The following is a 16,362-nucleotide window of genomic DNA, read 5'->3' as shown; positions in this document are numbered from 1 at the left end:
GCGCCGCCTTTATTGATTTGAAGCGCTAAACAAATGAAGCTGCATTACCCCATTCGCCAGTAAATACAAAACTAGATAGAGACTGACGTTCGCGAGGTGCGTTCTCCCGTTCTCGCAAATCTGCGGGCAAGTTGCTGACCTCCCCTGCATAACCGATTGCGATCGCAGCAACAGGTTTTGCGGTTTCAGGGATATGAAAACTTGCGATCGCAATCTCGGCATCAAAGCCACCTATTTGGTGCGCGACGAGATCGAGCGCCGTGGCTTGTAATACGAGGGTTGCTACTGCTTGTCCTGCATCATATTCCCCAAAAGCATTGGGCTTGCCATTGTGCTTAAAGTTTTTTTGAGCGACTACTAAACCCAAAACTGGTGCAGCCTGCGCCCAAGAGACATTAAAGGGAACTAGGCAATCCAGCATTTTTTGATAGTTCACAGTGTCATCTTTGGTGGCAACAATAAAGACCCAAGGCTGATCATTAAAACAAGATGCTGACCATCTTGCCGCCTCAAAAATTTGGGAAAGTTTTTCCGTTTCCACAAGCTTACTGCTATCAAAAGCTCTTGGACTCCATCTTTTAGCGATTAAAGGATGAATTTCGTGATTGGTAATTGCAACTTTTTCCATATTTAATTAAGCATTCCTAGACAAATAAGTATGAATTTACAGTTCCTCATTATTTTATAGCTACAGCCAACTACGTTAGGGCAAAACCAAAAAGCAAAATAGAGTTGCAGCGCTTCGCGCTGCAACTCTATTTTGCTTTCATGTCTTAACTTATTGCAGTTTACAAATGAATACAGTACAGAAAGTAGTGGCAATTCATGAATTGCCACTACTTTTTTGTGCCATGCTCAACTGAAAACCACAATACTTGGCTATAAGTAGCTAGGCATAAATGAATAACCCCGCCGCAAGCGGACGGGGTATCTAAATTCTTTTTTGACAGAATATACTCACGCCGCAGAGCAGCGGGGAATTTACCCTTTAGCTAGAATTAAAACCCTAAAACCTGTAGCGCACGCGCAGCGTGCGCTACAGGTTTTAGGGTTTTATATTTAATTGCGCCCAGTTACTTATCTGCTTAGAAAATTAAGTGGTGGCATACTATATGAGATTGATAAGAGGTGAAATTTAATGAGTAACTCCCACAAATTTAAAATTCTGTCTTGCGATGGCGGCGGTATTCGTGGACTGATCACAACGATTATATTGGAGCGATTGGAGCAGAAATTAGGTTCACGTCTCAACAATTATTTTGACCTATTCGCAGGGACTTCGACAGGTAGCATCATTGCCTGTGCGATCGCCAGAGGCATACCTGCTTCAGAAATCAGTCGATTTTACAGAGAGAAAGGTATGAGCATATTCCCCAATATGACTAGCCTCTCGTTTTTGTGGAATAGTCTGATCGAAAGAATTACGAAATTTGATTTGTCTCTGCCTCTATTTCCATCGCAAGGACTGGAGTCTGTACTGCAAAGTCCCCAAATTTTCGACCACGATCTATTTGGTTCACTACCGCCCACGATCGTAGTTGCCTATGACACTTACAATCGCAATGCGGTAGTTTTTAAAAGCAATCAAATGGAATTTAGTCAAATTCCGATTTGGGAAGTTTGTCGATGTTCTTCGGCTGCGCCTACAGCATTCGCTGGATATATTTTGACTGAGCCAAACTACATTGAGAATTTAAAAGATAACCCTACCCATTCAATTATTAAGAATCCTGTAAATATCGCTATTCCTGATGATGTTAAGGGTGTTCCCATCATTGATGGTGGTGTGGTTGCTAACAATCCGACCTTATGTGCGATCGCAGAAGCCATCAAAATGAGTAAATGCGATGAAACTCAAAAATCTGCGAGTTTAGAGAATATCTTTGTTGCATCGTTTGGGACAGGACAGCTAGAAAATCGCATCACTCCTCACCAAGCAAAAACTTGGGGCGCATTGGACTGGCTCAGTGTTTTTAATGGAATTCCTCTCCTTGATGTATTTTCTGATGGCTCAGCCGATTCGGTTGACTATATTGCCAAGCAGTTGTTGGATCATGGCTATGATCGTTATCAGCCGCTAATTCCTAGCTATAAAGACAAGAGCAAGAATGTCTCTACATTTCAAGCCAACGAAGGGAATTTGCGGAATCTAGAAACAGTAGCCCAGAATTTCCTTGAGCAAAAATTTGTAGATGAGCGACTAAATCGGCTTGCCGAAACTATCAGTCAGTAATACCAAACCCCTGATTGAGATAACGTGGCGGCGCGAATTTTCACGGCTGCCCGTTATAATACTTTCAGCACAATTACCTAGGATGTCATTTTAAGCGCATGGACAATACGCTCGATACGCAAGCTATGCGGAGAGCTTTGCACAAGTCTCCCAACTATTTTCGCCAAAGTTTTGGGCATGGGGAAGAAGCCGAATCAACCATGCGATCACAATATCATAGCGACCTCATCCAAACTATTCGTGAGCATAACTATGTTTATACACAGGGTGATGTGACAATTTATTTGGCAAAATCCTTTGGTTTTTGTTGGGGTGTCGAAAGAGCGGTGGCAATGGCCTATGAAACCCGCACTCAGTTCCCCAATGAACGGATTTGGATTACCAATGAAATTATTCACAATCCTTCCGTTAATGCCAAGCTTAAGGAAATGGAAGTTCAATTTGTACCCGTCAAGGATGATGGAACTAAGGACTTTTCGGAGATTGGACAGGGTGATGTGGTGATTTTGCCTGCGTTTGGTGCAAGTGTGCAGGAAACCCAGTTATTCGATCGTCTTGGCAGCAAGATTGTGGATACCACCTGCCCTTGGGTATCTAAGGTTTGGAATCGTGTAGAGAAGCATAAGAAGGCTGACTTTACTTCCATTGTGCATGGTAAATATAACCATGAGGAAACCATTGCTACGAGTTCCTATGCCAAGCGCTATCTAGTGGTGCTAAATATGAAGGAAGCTGAGTACGTGGCGAACTACATGCTCAATGGTGGCGATCGTCAAGAATTTTTGACTAAATTTAGCAAGGCAATATCCGCAGGTTTTGACCCTGATCGAGATCTAGAGCGCGTCGGTGTGGCAAACCAAACGACGATGCTCAAAGGTGAGACTGAAGCAATTGGCAAATTGTTTGAAAGAACCATGATGCAAAAGTATGGTGTGGAACATCTCAATGAGCATTTCCTTGCTTTTAACACTATTTGCGATGCGACTCAAGAGCGTCAAGATGCCATGTTTGAGATTGTCGAAGAAGATATCGATTTGATGATCGTCATCGGTGGCTACAATTCTTCAAATACAACCCATTTACAGGAAATTGCGATCGAGCGAAATCTGCCTTCCTATCACATTGATGATGTGCATCGGATTATTTCGGCGGAGACAATTGAGCATAAGCCATTGGGTAAAGCCATCGAAAAAGCTGATCATTGGTTACCCACAGGCAACATCAAGGTTGGTATTACCTCTGGCGCTTCTACTCCCGATCGCGTAGTTGAGGATGTGATTAACAGGATTTTTGCACTCAAAAATTCTCTATAAGTGACGTAATGTAGTGGCAATTCATGAATTGCCACTACATTACCTCGTAAGAATTGTGTGATCCCCACAACATCAGAGTTTTAAAACTGCGATCGCAACCAAGCTTACAGGATAATAAATTAACTAGAATTTTGACAGTTTAGCTACGCATCCAGCGATTTACAAATAGGCGATCGCGATTATGGCGGCACAGTTTCAGCTCCACAAAGATACTATTGACCAAGTAAGTCAACGGGCCGATATCGTCGATATCGTGTCTGAACGGGTTGTGCTACGAAAAAGTGGGGCAAATTTTCGGGGAGCATGTCCTTTTCACAACGGGACAAATGCCACAGCTTTAACGGTTAATCCCTCACGACAGATGTATCACTGCTTTAACTGTGGGGCAGCAGGTGGTGCAGTCAAGTTTTTGATGGAGATTGATAAGAGATCTTTCTCTGACGTAGTTTTGGATTTGGCGAAACGATACAACGTTCCCATTCAAACCGTTGAGCCAGAAAGAGCCAAGGAAATTCAACGTCAAATCTCCCATCGCGATCGCCTCTATGAAGTGATGGCATTGACGACCAGTTTTTATCAGCACGCACTCTACGCACCACAGGGGCGCGCAGCTCTTGCCTATCTCACCGACAAGCGGCAAATGAGCAAAGAGACAATCCAAAAATTTCAACTGGGTTATGCGCCTGCGGGTTGGGAAACCCTGATGGGCTATCTGGTACAGCAAAAGCAAATCCCTGTAAATTTAGTAGAAGAAGCAGGTTTAATTGTTCCACGCAAAACAGGCAATGGCTTTTACGATCGCTTTCGCGATCGTCTGATGATTCCGATTCACGATACTCGCGGTCGGGTGATTGCCTTTGGTGGGCGTTCCCTTGGTGATGAAGAACCCAAATATTTAAACTCACCTGAAACGGAACTCTTTAGCAAGGGTACGGTTCTGTTTGGAATGGATAAGGCGCGAGATGCGATATCCAAATCCGATCAAGCAATAGTTGTAGAAGGTTATTTTGATGCGATCGCCTTGCATCAATCAGGAATTAGTCAGGCGATCGCCACGATGGGTGTCGCCCTTAATGCTGACCAAATGAAGCAGTTATTGCGCTATACCGAAACTAAAAATGTAATTTTGAACTTTGATGCGGATAAGGCGGGAATCACGGCGGCAGAAAAGGCGATCGCAGGTTTTAAGGAATTAGTCTTTAATGGCACGGTGCAACTAAGAGTGCTAACGATACCCGATGGTAAGGATGCCGATGAATATCTCAAACAACATAGCGCTGAGGCATATCAAGATTTGCTTAAAAATGCGCCACTATTTCTTGATTGGCAGATCGATCAAATCCTCACGGGACAAGACTTAAATCAAGCCGATCGTTTTCAAAAAAGTAGTCAAGCAATCGCGCAACTATTAAATAATTTACCTGTTGATTCCTTCTTTCGTACTCATTACATCCATACTTCTGCTCAAAAATTATCTCAAGGTAATTCCTATCTGGCATTGCGCCTAGAGCAAGATCTTCGCCGCCAGTTACGCAATACACGGTGGAACAGTAACAAGCCCGCGCCTTCCCTAACCACTACCACCAACGCCTTACATATTGCCGAAACTCAACTGTTGCAAATATATCTACATTTCCCGCAACATCGCGCTTATCTATATCAAGAGATTGCCGAAGAAGAAAATATTGAATTTACGCAATCAAATCATCGCTATCTTTGGCAAACAATTCTCAATCTGCTCCAAGCCAATAAAACATCCCTTGCTGCCGAAGAACCCTATCCCGATCATCTAGTACAACAATTACAGATTCTCTGTGCCGAAAATGAAGATGTTGCTCAGCAATTACAGCATTTACTCTGGCTGGATGAAAACTCGCGCATCGGTTTGCTGCGCCCACAAATTGTTGTCAGAACTGCGATCGCAAAAATTCAATACATCATGTGCGAAAAACATGAAAAAGACTGGCTCAGTAAATATCAAACTGTTGATGTGATTGCTAATCCAGATTTTGGTTATGAATGTCAAACTAAAATCAAGGAAGCAAGACAACGTAAAGCCGAAATCCGTAAACAGATAGAAGTTAACTATCTTGATCTTTCTGGTACTAGTACTAGCACGAGTGATAAAAATGCGATCGAGTTTTAAAATTAATTTAAGTCAGAGTATCGGGATCAACACCAAGTTCACGCAACTTTGCTGCTAGTATTTCAGATCTTTGGCGCTCTTGTTCAACTTGCTCAGAACTCCATAATAGTAACTTGCCAGCGCGATCGTACCAACGCAACCAGTTGATGGATTGTCCCAGTCTCGCGCCTGACCAAATTCCTAGAAACAATTCTAATTCAGGAATCCATACCTGTCCTTGAGTATTGGCTTCTTGCAATACATAACGACCATTTTGTAAGCACCGTACTTCTAAACTCGGTACAGAAGGATCGTAAATGACATAGGTTGGCACTTGCAAAATTCTTTCGTAGAAATACAGCTTGCCATAGGGAGGCGTTGCTCTAATTGAAAGTTCACCTCCCTCTGTCTCTGAAAGAAATTCCATCGCGATCGCGACGGGTTCACCCTCTAGATTTTGGGTGTAACTGCGCCGAGTAAATTCTCCGCCAATGGAATAGACCCTAGGCACATAGAACCAATCAGGGGCTTTGACAATAGTTCGTGAATTGACTGAAGCAACTAAACCAAAGTTAGAACCAATCAGCATTTCTGGCTGGATCAGTCCTGCGGCTCCTAGTGCCTCAGTCAGCGCCGCCGCCAAAATCGGTTGTTGAATATTTTCCACAGGATCATCAGGTAATACAAAGTCGGCGGGTAAAGCTTCCCAAGTAATATTTGGCTCGATTTTGATGGGTGAGACTTGGAGAACCATAAAAATTGACCTCAACCGCAAAACTTAGGTGATTTGCTTTGTTTAGTATACCGTTGACTAATGATGTCCTGATCGGAGTGCAGGACATCATTAGTTTTTATTGATTAAATTTAAGTAGCCAACCGATCGCAGCACCAGTGATGACTAACCAAGCTGAATTAACTTTAGGGAATTTTAGGAGAATAGCCAAACTTGCGATCGCAATAATAATTGTCCAGATATCAATCAAAGTTCCTCGTCCTAAATCCCAAGCTACAGCTGCCATCAAACCAATAGAAGCCGCATTTACGCCATCGAGAAAACCTGCTGTCCAAGGTGATTTGCGTAATTGGGAGACAAAGGGATTAAGAACAGGAACGAGGATAAAAGCTGGTAAAAAGATGCCAATTGTGCCAGCGATCGCGCCTAAGTTCCCTGCTACCAGATAGCCAATAAATGTCGCCGTTGTAAATAGGGGGCCAGGGGTAAACTGCCCGATCGCCACAGCATCGAGTAATTGTTGAGAAGTCAGCCAATGGGTGCGATCGACAAACTCTTGCTGCACAAAGGCTAACAATACATAACCACCACCATAGAGAACCGAACCAATTTTGAGAAAGCTGAGAAATACGGCTGTCCAAGTTTTAGGATGGGCTTCGGCAGCAATCGCTCCTAAAGGGAAAAAGGAAAAAGGAAAAAGGAAAATTGATAGGGATTTATTCTTTTTAGAAGCGGCTAGATTCCGAACTAGACTGACAACTACACCAGCCCCTAACATCAGTGCAATTTCATTGATTTTGAGAAAATATAGACCTAAAACTAAGAGTCCTGCACACCAAGTTGGGATATTTTTCAAGGCTGATTTGCCTAACTTCCATAGCGCCTGAGCAATAATCGCAATAATTACAGGTTTGACCCCATACAACAGCCAACCGACAGTAGGAACTGTTTGATATTCCACATAAATAATCGCTAATCCCCACACCAACAACATCGCAGGAATAATGAAACAAGCTCCCGCCACGATCGCCCCTTGCCATCCTGCTTGCGCTAAACCCACATGAATGGCAAGCTCCGTCGAGTTCGGTCCGGGAATTAAATTGCTGATACTTAACATATCCAGCAATTTTTCACGACTGAGCCAACGACGATTTTGGACTACTTCCAATTCAATCTGAGCAACATGGGCGGCTGGCCCCCCGAAGGCGATCGTTCCTAACTGGCTAAAGACTATCGCTAAATCCCATAGGGAAGGCTTTTTCGGTAACTGAGTCTCCTGAGCTTGATCATCCAAGGAATTTTCTGATGCTGCATCTTGTTTTGTATACTCAGGCATATTTTTTTCTAATTATGTGCGACATACTCAGTTAGCAAAATCATCAGATGAGCATACACAAAGCCCTATACTTCTTGTAAGTATCCCAGAATACTCAATAGTTTTTGCCAAGCAACAGATATGGTAGATTCGCTTAAATCACAGCAGATACAGCAGTTACAGACTTCAGAAAATCTTGATTTGGAGTTGTGCCGTCAATCTGAGCCGATGTTTTACTACTTTGCCTACGGCTCCTGTATGTGTCCTGTCGATTTAAAGAGAACATTGGGTGAGCCAACCCATAACTATGTTGTCGGGGTGGCAAGGTTAAGTGGCTATAAGCTTGGTTTTTATTACCGATCGCCGCATCGTGGTTGTGGTTGTCTAGATATTGTGAAAGATCCCAATTCTTATGTGGAAGGGGTTTTATATTGCTTACCGATGCGATTAAGCGATCGCTTAGATATTCGAGAAGATGTATCGCATGGTGGCTATCAGCACGAACTGATCACCGTTACTGTTGATCACAAGATTTATGCCAATGTGAGAACCTATAGTGTCGTGAATAAGCTTGCTCGCGAACTTGCCCCCAATGATTGGTATTCCAATGTCGTGCTACGCGGGGCATCAACCTGTGGCTTAACTGAAAAATATTTTTGGCAATTGTTCTATCATATCTATCGCTTGCAGTCTTACCATCAACGACAGTATGGTTAGGCTTTCACCGCCCGCTATGCGGGCGGTGAAAGCTATTTAGGCTAATAACTTCTCGACGGCGGCGACGACATCTTCGGGTTGGGGAATAGTGAGGTTCTCCAATGTGCCGTTATAGGGAGTTGGGACATCTAAGGCGGCTAATTTCACTATCGGTGCGTCCAACTCATCGAAGTAATGATCATTAATCGAAGCAATAATTTCTGAGCCGATGCTAGCGCAACGCATCCCTTCTTCGACAATCACCATTCGATGAGTCTTCCGTAATGAGGTGACAATCGTTTCCATGTCGAGTGGCTTCAACGAAATCAAGTCGATCACTTCAGGGTCATAGCCCTTAGCTTCCAAAGTTTCTACGGCTTTCAAAACGTGATAACGCATCCGTGAATAGGTCAAGATGGTGACATCGCTACCTTCGCGCACGATCTCGGCTTTATCGAGGGGGAGTAGATACTCTTCGTCGGGGATATCTTCCTTGAGGTTATAGAGCAACACATGCTCGAAAAAGATGATGGGGTTATCGTTACGAATTGCCGACTTGAGCAAGCCCTTTGCATTGTAGGGAGTTGAGCAGGCAACCATTTTAATGCCAGGGACTGCTTGGAAATAGGTTTCTAGGCGTTGGGAATGTTCTGCGCCAAGGTTACGACCTACGCCCCCAGGACCACGAATGACGATGGGGATTTTGAAGTTGCCACCAGAGGTATAGCGCAACATCCCTGCGTTGTTAGAAATTTGGTTGAAAGCAAGTAACAGGAAGCCCATGTTCATCCCTTCAATGATCGGGCGTAAGCCTGTCATTGCTGAGCCGATTGCCATTCCTGTAAAGCTGTTTTCGGCGATTGGAGTGTCTAATAAGCGCAAGTCACCGTATTTCTTATACAGGTCTTTGGTTACTTTGTAGGAGCCGCCATAATGCCCCACGTCTTCGCCTAAAACATAAACGGCTGGATCGCGCTCCATTTCCTCATCGATTGCTGCTCTGAGGGCGTTAAAAAAAGTAACCTCTGCCATATGAATTTGTGATTGTGTCTATGATTATGTAAACAAGCCATGAGCTGTAATTATAACTTTTGGGGCGCTTCTCAACACAACTTCATATTATGATTCGGCGATTAAAAACCCAAGAAGTGAGATGCGGCGCTTCGCGCCGCATCTCACTTCTTGGGTTTTGTATCTCAAGGTTAGTTGGTAGAGTCGCAAATGGAATCTTCCTGATTTTCTTCAAGGTCGGGGGGAATTTCGATCGCAAAACTTGATGCCCTTACATGGGGTAATGATGCACCCTCTAGTCCTTTGGTGATTCTTACTGGTGAATAGTCTAGGGTGACAAATAGGGGATAGTGATGCTCCCCGCGATCGCTAATGATGCTGCGATGTTTCCAAGGTAAAAGCCAATAATATTCTTCGCCAAGAGCAACTTCTACCTGCCGCCAGCGCTGTAAAAGTGCCGAAAAATCTTCATTGGGGCGATGAATAAATACAAAAATTTCTTGACCAGTTTTCACTTTCCAGTCAGGGTCACACATGATCAACGCTAGATCGCATTGTAACTGGATATTGCTCTGGGTCAAGTTGGGGCTAGTCAGTTGCACAACGGGGAAGGGGATCGAGATCAGACTTTCGGTGGGGCGGCGCAGGCTGGGAATTAGCTCAAAATAGGGGCGATATTCCCTTAAAAGGGCGATCGCTTCGAGAGGGTTGCTGTAATGACTGAGCAGCGAATCGTACTGAAGTTGCAGGGTACTCATGGCGTAATGATCGGCAGATGCACAAAGAATGTAGAACCTTTTTGGGATGGTGAGTTGGGAGACTGGACGAGGATTTTGCCGTTATGGGCATTAATGATGTAATGCGATAGGTATAGACCCAAGCCGCTACCTTGCTTTTGGTGATTGCCTTGGCGAAATCTTTGGAACAAGAATGGTTGTTCTTCGAGGGGAATCCCTGCACCTGTATCTGCGATCGCAATAATTGCTTCAGATTGATCTGATCTTAAGCTGACGTGCACACTGCCTGCTTCGGTAAATTTGAGAGCATTACCAATCAAATTATTAAACACACGCAATAGTTCTAGGCGATCGCCTTTGATCTGAGTATGCCCTTGATCGCTTTGATTAGTATCGACCTGATCAATATCGGTGATTAGTTCAAGGTTTTTAGAAATTGCGATCGGGTTGAGTTCTTGGACGACTTGCTCGATTAATTCTCGCAAATCTAGGGGCTGTAAATTAATGGTTTTACTACCCGATTCATAGCGATAAACATCTAACAATTTGTTGACCATTTCCAGCAAATTGCGATTGCTGCGAGTCATGATCGTTAGGGCTTCACCAATTTCTGGCGAAATCTCCCCCAATACTCCATCTTGTAATAGTCCTAACATGCGATCGGCGGCAACGAGTGGCGTTCGCAGATCATGGGTGAGTCGCGATACAAAATCCTGTCTTTGGCGATCAATGCGATCGCGCTCCGCAATACTATGCTTGAGACGCAATAGCGATCGCACTCTTGCTAATAGCTCATCAGCCTCGATCGGCTTACGAATAAATTCATCTGCGCCAAGATCTAGCCCTTTTACCGCATTGGCACGATCGTAGGCAGTGATCAGGAGGATCGGGATAAATGGTAAATCTTTCATTGTTCTGATGCGGCGGGTGACTTCATAGCCATCCATTACTGGCATCATCACATCTAGTAATACTAAGTCTGGTGGTTCTGACTCAATAATTTTGAGAGCATCTTGACCATTTGATGATGTGATGATCTCATATCCCTCTTCCTCCAGAATTGTCCGCACAAGGAATAGATTGTCTGGGACATCATCAACAATTAGTAAACGGTCAGGAGATTTCATTCAAACGCTCAGACAGAACAGGATCATTATATTAAGATGTTGTCATGAAATCGCAATCAACGCAGTCATCCTGATGATAGAAATCCACTTTTTTGAGGGCATGAACTTGCCATGCTTGGGGCGAGAATCGCACAAAAAATAATATGGCAAATTTAGAAGTTGTAGTAATCGGTGGCGGAGCAGCAGGATTTTTTGGGGCAATTCATGCTGCTCAAGCACCACATACCAGAGTTACTTTATTAGAAGCAGGTCGGCAACCACTCGCCAAGGTCAGAATTTCAGGTGGTGGGCGTTGTAATGTCACCCATCACTGTTTTGAACCTTCGCAATTAGTCCAGAACTATCCCAGAGGTGGCAAGGCTTTACGGGGAGCATTTTCACGATTTCAACCGCTCGATGTGGTGCGTTGGTTTAATGCAGAAGGAGTGAAGTTAAAAACTGAAGCTGATGGCAGGATGTTTCCCGTTACCGATGATTCGGAAACGATTGTGGAAGCGTTAATGTTTGCTGCGAAAAAGGCTGGCGTGTTGCTGCGTAACAATGTTTTGGTTCATAAAATTGAGCGCTTAGAGGATCAAAATTGCGATCGCAATTTTGAGGTGATTCTCAAAAATGGTGAAAGTTTAATCTGCGATCGGCTCTTGTTAGCTACGGGTAGCAGTCCATCGGGCTATGCGATCGCAAAATCCCTCGGTCACGAATTAGAGCCGCCTGTCCCTTCATTATTTACTTTTAATATTAAAGATTCTCAGCTTCAGGCAATGGCTGGGGTGAGTGTTAATCCTGCCAATGTCAAACTTTTAATGACGAATTCTCATCCAGACAAGAAAAAATCCCGCAATTCTTTAGAACAATCAGGGGCGCTATTAATTACGCATTGGGGACTAAGTGGCCCCGCCGTCTTGAAGTTATCAGCTTGGGCGGCGCGAGAATTACATGATTGCAACTATCAAGCGAAATTAGCCGTTAATTGGATTCCCTCCCTCAAACCAGAAATAGTTAAACAAATTCTATTAACAGCGAAAACCGATCAACCTAAGAAATTTATCTCTAATTACTGTCCCGTGGAAATCTCATTGCGTCTCTGGACATATTTACTCGATAAAGCCGAAGTCGAAACAGATAAACGCTGGGCAGATATCTCAAATAAATCAATTCAGCAAATTGTGAATGTGTTGACAGCCAGTGAATATGCGATTGCAGGCAAAGGTGCGTTCAAAGAGGAATTTGTGACTTGCGGCGGCATTCGCTTACCAGATGTCAATTTTCAGACGATGGAAAGTAAGCTCTGCCAAGGTCTATATTTTGCAGGAGAAATATTAGATATCGATGGCGTAACGGGCGGATTTAATTTTCAGAATGCGTGGACGACGGCTTGGATTGCGGCTCAGGGGATAAGAGAAAGCTACTGATAATGGCGATCGCCAGCCACCACAGTAATTGCACCTGCGGACGATACCAAACTGTGTCAAACAGACCATGTACAAACATCCCTGCAATAGTGGCAAGCGCGGCAATAATCCATAGTCCATCAGCATTGCGATCGCGCCGCAGATCATTCAAAATCAACCAGCCCTGTCGCAACACTGTGACCAAAAGCCAGCCATAGCAAATCACGCCGACAATTCCTGTTTCCACCGTAATTTCCAACGGCACGGAATATGTACCAAGAGCGCTGTAGCCCGATCGTTGATATAGCGGATAAATGAGGTTAAAGGCTTTATTCCCCGGCCCAATTCCCAAAACAGGTTTTGCTTTGATCATATTCAAAACCGAAATCCAAACATTGACCCGAAAAGCATTGCTACTGTCCGCCGTCCCAAAAATGCTGAAAACTCTGGTGCGTAAAGCGGGAATCACCACAGTCCCCAAGGCGATTGCTCCCGCAGTCCCACCCAACGCCGCAGGTAAAGTCCAAGTTGGCAATCGCTTGCCCCACCAATAGACCAAGAGCAGCACAAGGGCAAAACCTGTGGCAGCTAGCCCCAATAACCCACCACGACTTTGGGTTTGGACAATACAAAATGCGCCCATCATCGCCGTAATTGCTCCCAATGCTTTCATCCCCCAACCCTGCCAACGCAATGCAGCGATTGCGCCCAAGGGTAAGGCGGGCATTAGATAACCTGCAAATAAATTGGGATTGCCAAGAAAACTATAAACACGGGTGATTCCTGCGGACTCTGAGGTAGGGTCTGTCCATGTAGCAAGTTCGGGTGCGCCAAGATACCATTGCTGCACACCGTAGGCACTGGCGATGAGGACGGAAACGAGGTATGCACTCACCAAGATCGACCGCCAACCCAAACGCATAACTCGACTCATCGACACAAACGCCAACATATAAATAGTTAGCTTTACCATGCCATCGAGGGCGGCTGTACGCACAGGTGAAATTAAGGTAGCCAGTAAGGCAATCGCCCAGTAACCAATTAGAGGTAAATGAATCGCTGTCCAAATCGGTGTTGATTGATCTTCTTGGCGATCGCTAAGCCACAGCATCAGCCATGCGATCGCCACGGCTGCGCCAATCACACCAGTTTGAGCATTTTCTAAAAAGGGCAAACTAGCAATGAGGACAACCAATAAAACGCCCAGAAATCTTGTACTAACCAAGCAACTACCTTCGCGCCAAGCCTGTAATGGGCTAATTAGTTGCAAAAATTTATGGTAGAAATTGACAAATGGTAGTTTGAGCTTGGAATTCATAGATAGAACTGGGGTTTTTAAGGATTTGGTCTAAGCAGTTCAGCATAGTTAACAACCAGAGCTTGTGTCGCCCGCTACGCGGGCGACACAAGCTTCTGGATTTTCAGTTTACTCATACTAAACTGCTTAACAGACCTCGCATCTTGTATCTTAGAAGAAAATCATAGCCAGTAACTATTTTTGAAAGCAATGACGGACAAACTTGATTCCGCATCAGCCTATAACCAGCGTGGCATGGAACTTGCTGAGCAAGAAGATTTTGCAGGTGCGATCGCAAATTATACAGAAGCGATTGCTCTTGATCCTAATTACGCCGAAGCCTATTACAACCGTGCCTATGATCGCTCTGAGCTAGAGGACTATGCAGGTGCAATCAATGACTATGACAAAGTGATTGAACTTGCCCCCGACGCTTCTCCTGCCTATTTTAATCGTGGTTTAGCCAAGGCAAAACTGGGAGATGCTGAGGGCGCAAATGCTGACTGTGAATATGCCAAGAGGTTAGGGCTATAAGATTAGAGTCGGTGCGTTGCATCGACTCTAATCTTTTTTGGGTATGATCGCTCTGAGCTAGAGGACTATGCAGGTGCAATCAACGACTATGACAAAGTGATTGAACTTGCCCCCGACGCTTCTCCTGCCTATTTTAATCGTGGTTTAGCCAAGGCAAAACTGGGAGATGCTGAGAGCGCAAATGCTGACTGTGAATATGCCAAGAGGTTAGGGCTATAAGATTAGAGTCGGTGCATTGCATCGACTCTAATCTTTTTTGGGTTTGATCAACGTAACATTTAGTTACAATAGGTTACTGACCAATTGCCCAAGCGCCACCAAACTTTTATGACCCGTGACCTGCGATCCTTTCTCAAGCTGCTCGAAGAACGCAAACAACTCCATCGCGTCAAAGCCCAAGTTGATTCTGAATTAGAAATTGCCGAGATTAGCAATCGCCTTTTGCAATCGGCAGGGCCAGCGTTACTATTTGAGAATGTCAAGGGCTATAACACACCCGTTGCCGTAAATTTGCTTGGCACGGTTGAGCGGGTCTGCTGGGCAATGGGGATGAAGGAACAGTCAGAATTAGAGGTGCTGGGTACAAAATTGGGCAAACTACAAAGCCCTAAACCTCCGAAGAAAATTTCACAGGCGATCGAGTTTGGCAAGATTCTCTTTGATGTCGTCAAGTCACGTCCCCAAAAGATTCTCTTTGGCAATGCTCCTTGTCAGGAAGTAATTTTGCAAGGTGATGATGTCGATCTTGATCAGATTCCGATTCTCAAACCCTATCCCAAGGATGGTGGCAGGGCGGTCACACTTGCGCTCGTAATTACCAAAGATGTCGAGAATGGTATTCCTAACGTTGGTGTGTACCGTTTGCAGCAGCAATCAAAAAACACGATGACGGTTCAATGGCTATCGGTGCGAGGTGGCGCAAGACATTTACGCAAGGCAACTGAGGCAGGCAAGAAACTAGAAATTGCGATCGCAATCGGCGTTGATCCAGTGCTAATCATGGCGGCGGCAACTCCGATTCCCGTCGATTTATCGGAATGGATTTTTGCAGGTCTCTATGGTAATGAAGGCGTACAACTGACCAAATGCAAAACCCTTGATTTGGAAGTTCCTGCCTGTGCGGAATATGTTTTGGAAGGAACGATTACTCCCCATGAGGTCGGTACTGATGGTCCTTTTGGCGACCATATGGGCTATTACGGAGGCATTAATGACCAAGCGCCGTTAATCCGTTTCCATTGCATGACTCACCGCAAAGATCCAATTTATCTGACTACCTTTAGCGGCTTACCTCCCAAAGAAGAAGCAATGATGGCAATTGCCTTAAATCGAATCTATACACCGATTCTGCGGCAACAGGTTTCCGAGATTACCGACTTCTTTTTACCAATGGAAGCGCTGTCCTATAAAGCAGCAATTATTTCCATTAAGAAAGCCTATCCCGGACAAGCCCGCCGCGCTGCCCTCGCCTTTTGGAGCGCTCTACCGCAATTTACCTACACCAAGTTTGTGATTGTGGTTGACCATACAATCAATATTCGCGACCCACGCATGGTTGTATGGGCGCTCAGTTCTAAGGTTGACCCCACTCGCGATGTCTTTATCCTGCCCGACAATCCCTTTGACTCCCTCGATTTTGCCTGTGAAAAGGAAGGTCTGGGCGGCAGAATGGGTATTGATGCGACAACAAAAATCTATCCTGAAACCGATCGCGATTGGGGAGATCCCTTAGAGAGTGATCCAGAGGTGGCGGATAAGGTAACTCGTCGCTGGGCGGAGTATGGTTTGGCAGATATTAAACTAGATGGAGCCGATCCTAATTTATTTGGTTACGACATTCGCTAAATTAA

General features: G+C 44.7%; 15 protein-coding genes. 8 read left to right on the top strand and 7 right to left on the bottom strand.

All coding sequences use genetic code 11. The annotated features are described in order from the left end of the window. Positions 1-25: 25 nt before the first annotated feature. A complete protein-coding gene (locus H6F41_RS13710; protein ID WP_190404035.1) occupies positions 26-628 on the bottom strand; it encodes a nitroreductase family protein in 603 nt (200 codons plus the stop codon). Between the two features lie 510 nt (positions 629-1,138). On the opposite strand from H6F41_RS13710, the gene H6F41_RS13705 reads away from it, so the two are divergent. The 3 genes from H6F41_RS13705 to dnaG all read left to right on the top strand — a co-directional run bounded on the left by H6F41_RS13705 (position 1,139) and on the right by dnaG (position 5,692). Then, entirely contained in the window at positions 1,139-2,233 is a 1,095-nt protein-coding gene (locus H6F41_RS13705; RefSeq protein WP_190404034.1) for a patatin-like phospholipase family protein, read from the top strand. A gap of 98 nt (positions 2,234-2,331) precedes the next feature. Then, complete coding sequence (locus H6F41_RS13700; RefSeq protein ID WP_190404033.1) at positions 2,332-3,546, top strand: 4-hydroxy-3-methylbut-2-enyl diphosphate reductase; 1,215 nt, start codon at positions 2,332-2,334, stop codon at positions 3,544-3,546. Between the two features lie 181 nt (positions 3,547-3,727). Continuing rightward, complete coding sequence (gene dnaG, locus H6F41_RS13695) at positions 3,728-5,692, top strand: DNA primase (protein ID WP_190404032.1); 1,965 nt, start codon at positions 3,728-3,730, stop codon at positions 5,690-5,692. Between the two features lie 7 nt (positions 5,693-5,699). On the opposite strand, the gene H6F41_RS13690 is transcribed toward dnaG, so the two are convergent. Both H6F41_RS13690 and H6F41_RS13685 read right to left on the bottom strand, forming a co-directional pair. Continuing rightward, a complete protein-coding gene (locus H6F41_RS13690; RefSeq protein ID WP_190404031.1) occupies positions 5,700-6,425 on the bottom strand; it encodes a Uma2 family endonuclease in 726 nt (241 codons plus the stop codon). 97 nt (positions 6,426-6,522) lie between these two features. After that, complete coding sequence (locus H6F41_RS13685) at positions 6,523-7,740, bottom strand: chromate transporter (RefSeq protein ID WP_190404030.1); 1,218 nt, start codon at positions 7,738-7,740, stop codon at positions 6,523-6,525. Between the two features lie 120 nt (positions 7,741-7,860). Here H6F41_RS13685 and H6F41_RS13680 point away from each other — a divergent pair, with 120 nt between their 5' ends. Beyond that, a complete protein-coding gene (locus tag H6F41_RS13680; protein ID WP_190404029.1) occupies positions 7,861-8,436 on the top strand; it encodes a gamma-glutamylcyclotransferase family protein in 576 nt (191 codons plus the stop codon). A 36-nt stretch (positions 8,437-8,472) separates the two neighbouring features. Here H6F41_RS13680 and H6F41_RS13675 read toward each other — a convergent pair whose 3' ends face one another. The 3 genes from H6F41_RS13675 to H6F41_RS13665 all read right to left on the bottom strand — a co-directional run bounded on the left by H6F41_RS13675 (position 8,473) and on the right by H6F41_RS13665 (position 11,290). Next, positions 8,473-9,447, bottom strand: coding sequence for an alpha-ketoacid dehydrogenase subunit beta (locus H6F41_RS13675; protein ID WP_190404028.1), 975 nt, complete (start codon positions 9,445-9,447; stop codon positions 8,473-8,475). 170 nt (positions 9,448-9,617) lie between these two features. Beyond that, the gene (locus H6F41_RS13670; protein WP_190404027.1) at positions 9,618-10,184 is read right to left on the bottom strand and encodes a hypothetical protein; all 567 of its coding nucleotides are present in this window, start codon (positions 10,182-10,184) and stop codon (positions 9,618-9,620) included. Next, positions 10,181-11,290: a sensor histidine kinase gene (locus tag H6F41_RS13665; protein ID WP_190404026.1), complete on the bottom strand. Its 1,110-nt coding sequence runs from the start codon at positions 11,288-11,290 to the stop codon at positions 10,181-10,183. Before H6F41_RS13665 ends, H6F41_RS13670 begins: the two co-directional genes overlap by 4 nt. 143 nt (positions 11,291-11,433) lie before the next feature. Here H6F41_RS13665 and H6F41_RS13660 point away from each other — a divergent pair, with 143 nt between their 5' ends. Next, a complete protein-coding gene (locus H6F41_RS13660) occupies positions 11,434-12,702 on the top strand; it encodes a BaiN/RdsA family NAD(P)/FAD-dependent oxidoreductase (RefSeq protein ID WP_190404025.1) in 1,269 nt (422 codons plus the stop codon). Here the strand turns inward: H6F41_RS13660 and H6F41_RS13655 are convergent. Next, positions 12,638-13,999 (bottom strand): IctB family putative bicarbonate transporter, encoded by a 1,362-nt coding sequence (locus H6F41_RS13655; RefSeq protein WP_190404024.1) that lies wholly within the window; start codon positions 13,997-13,999, stop codon positions 12,638-12,640. The genes H6F41_RS13660 and H6F41_RS13655 overlap by 65 nt on opposite strands. Positions 14,000-14,188: 189 nt before the next feature. On the opposite strand from H6F41_RS13655, the gene H6F41_RS13650 reads away from it, so the two are divergent. The 3 genes from H6F41_RS13650 to H6F41_RS13640 all read left to right on the top strand — a co-directional run bounded on the left by H6F41_RS13650 (position 14,189) and on the right by H6F41_RS13640 (position 16,357). Beyond that, complete coding sequence (locus H6F41_RS13650) at positions 14,189-14,512, top strand: tetratricopeptide repeat protein (protein WP_190404023.1); 324 nt, start codon at positions 14,189-14,191, stop codon at positions 14,510-14,512. Between the two features lie 30 nt (positions 14,513-14,542). Then, positions 14,543-14,731 carry a tetratricopeptide repeat protein gene (locus H6F41_RS19185; RefSeq protein ID WP_190404049.1) on the top strand — a complete coding sequence of 63 codons (189 nt, stop codon included), beginning with the start codon at positions 14,543-14,545 and terminating at the stop codon, positions 14,729-14,731. 108 nt (positions 14,732-14,839) lie between these two features. After that, complete coding sequence (locus H6F41_RS13640) at positions 14,840-16,357, top strand: UbiD family decarboxylase (RefSeq protein WP_190404022.1); 1,518 nt, start codon at positions 14,840-14,842, stop codon at positions 16,355-16,357. The last annotated feature ends 5 nt before the right edge of the window (positions 16,358-16,362 follow it).

Source organism: Pseudanabaena mucicola FACHB-723, assembly GCF_014696385.1.
Taxonomy (GTDB): Bacteria; Cyanobacteriota; Cyanobacteriia; order Pseudanabaenales; family Pseudanabaenaceae; genus Pseudanabaena.
This window is presented reverse-complemented; position numbering and strand designations above follow the sequence as displayed.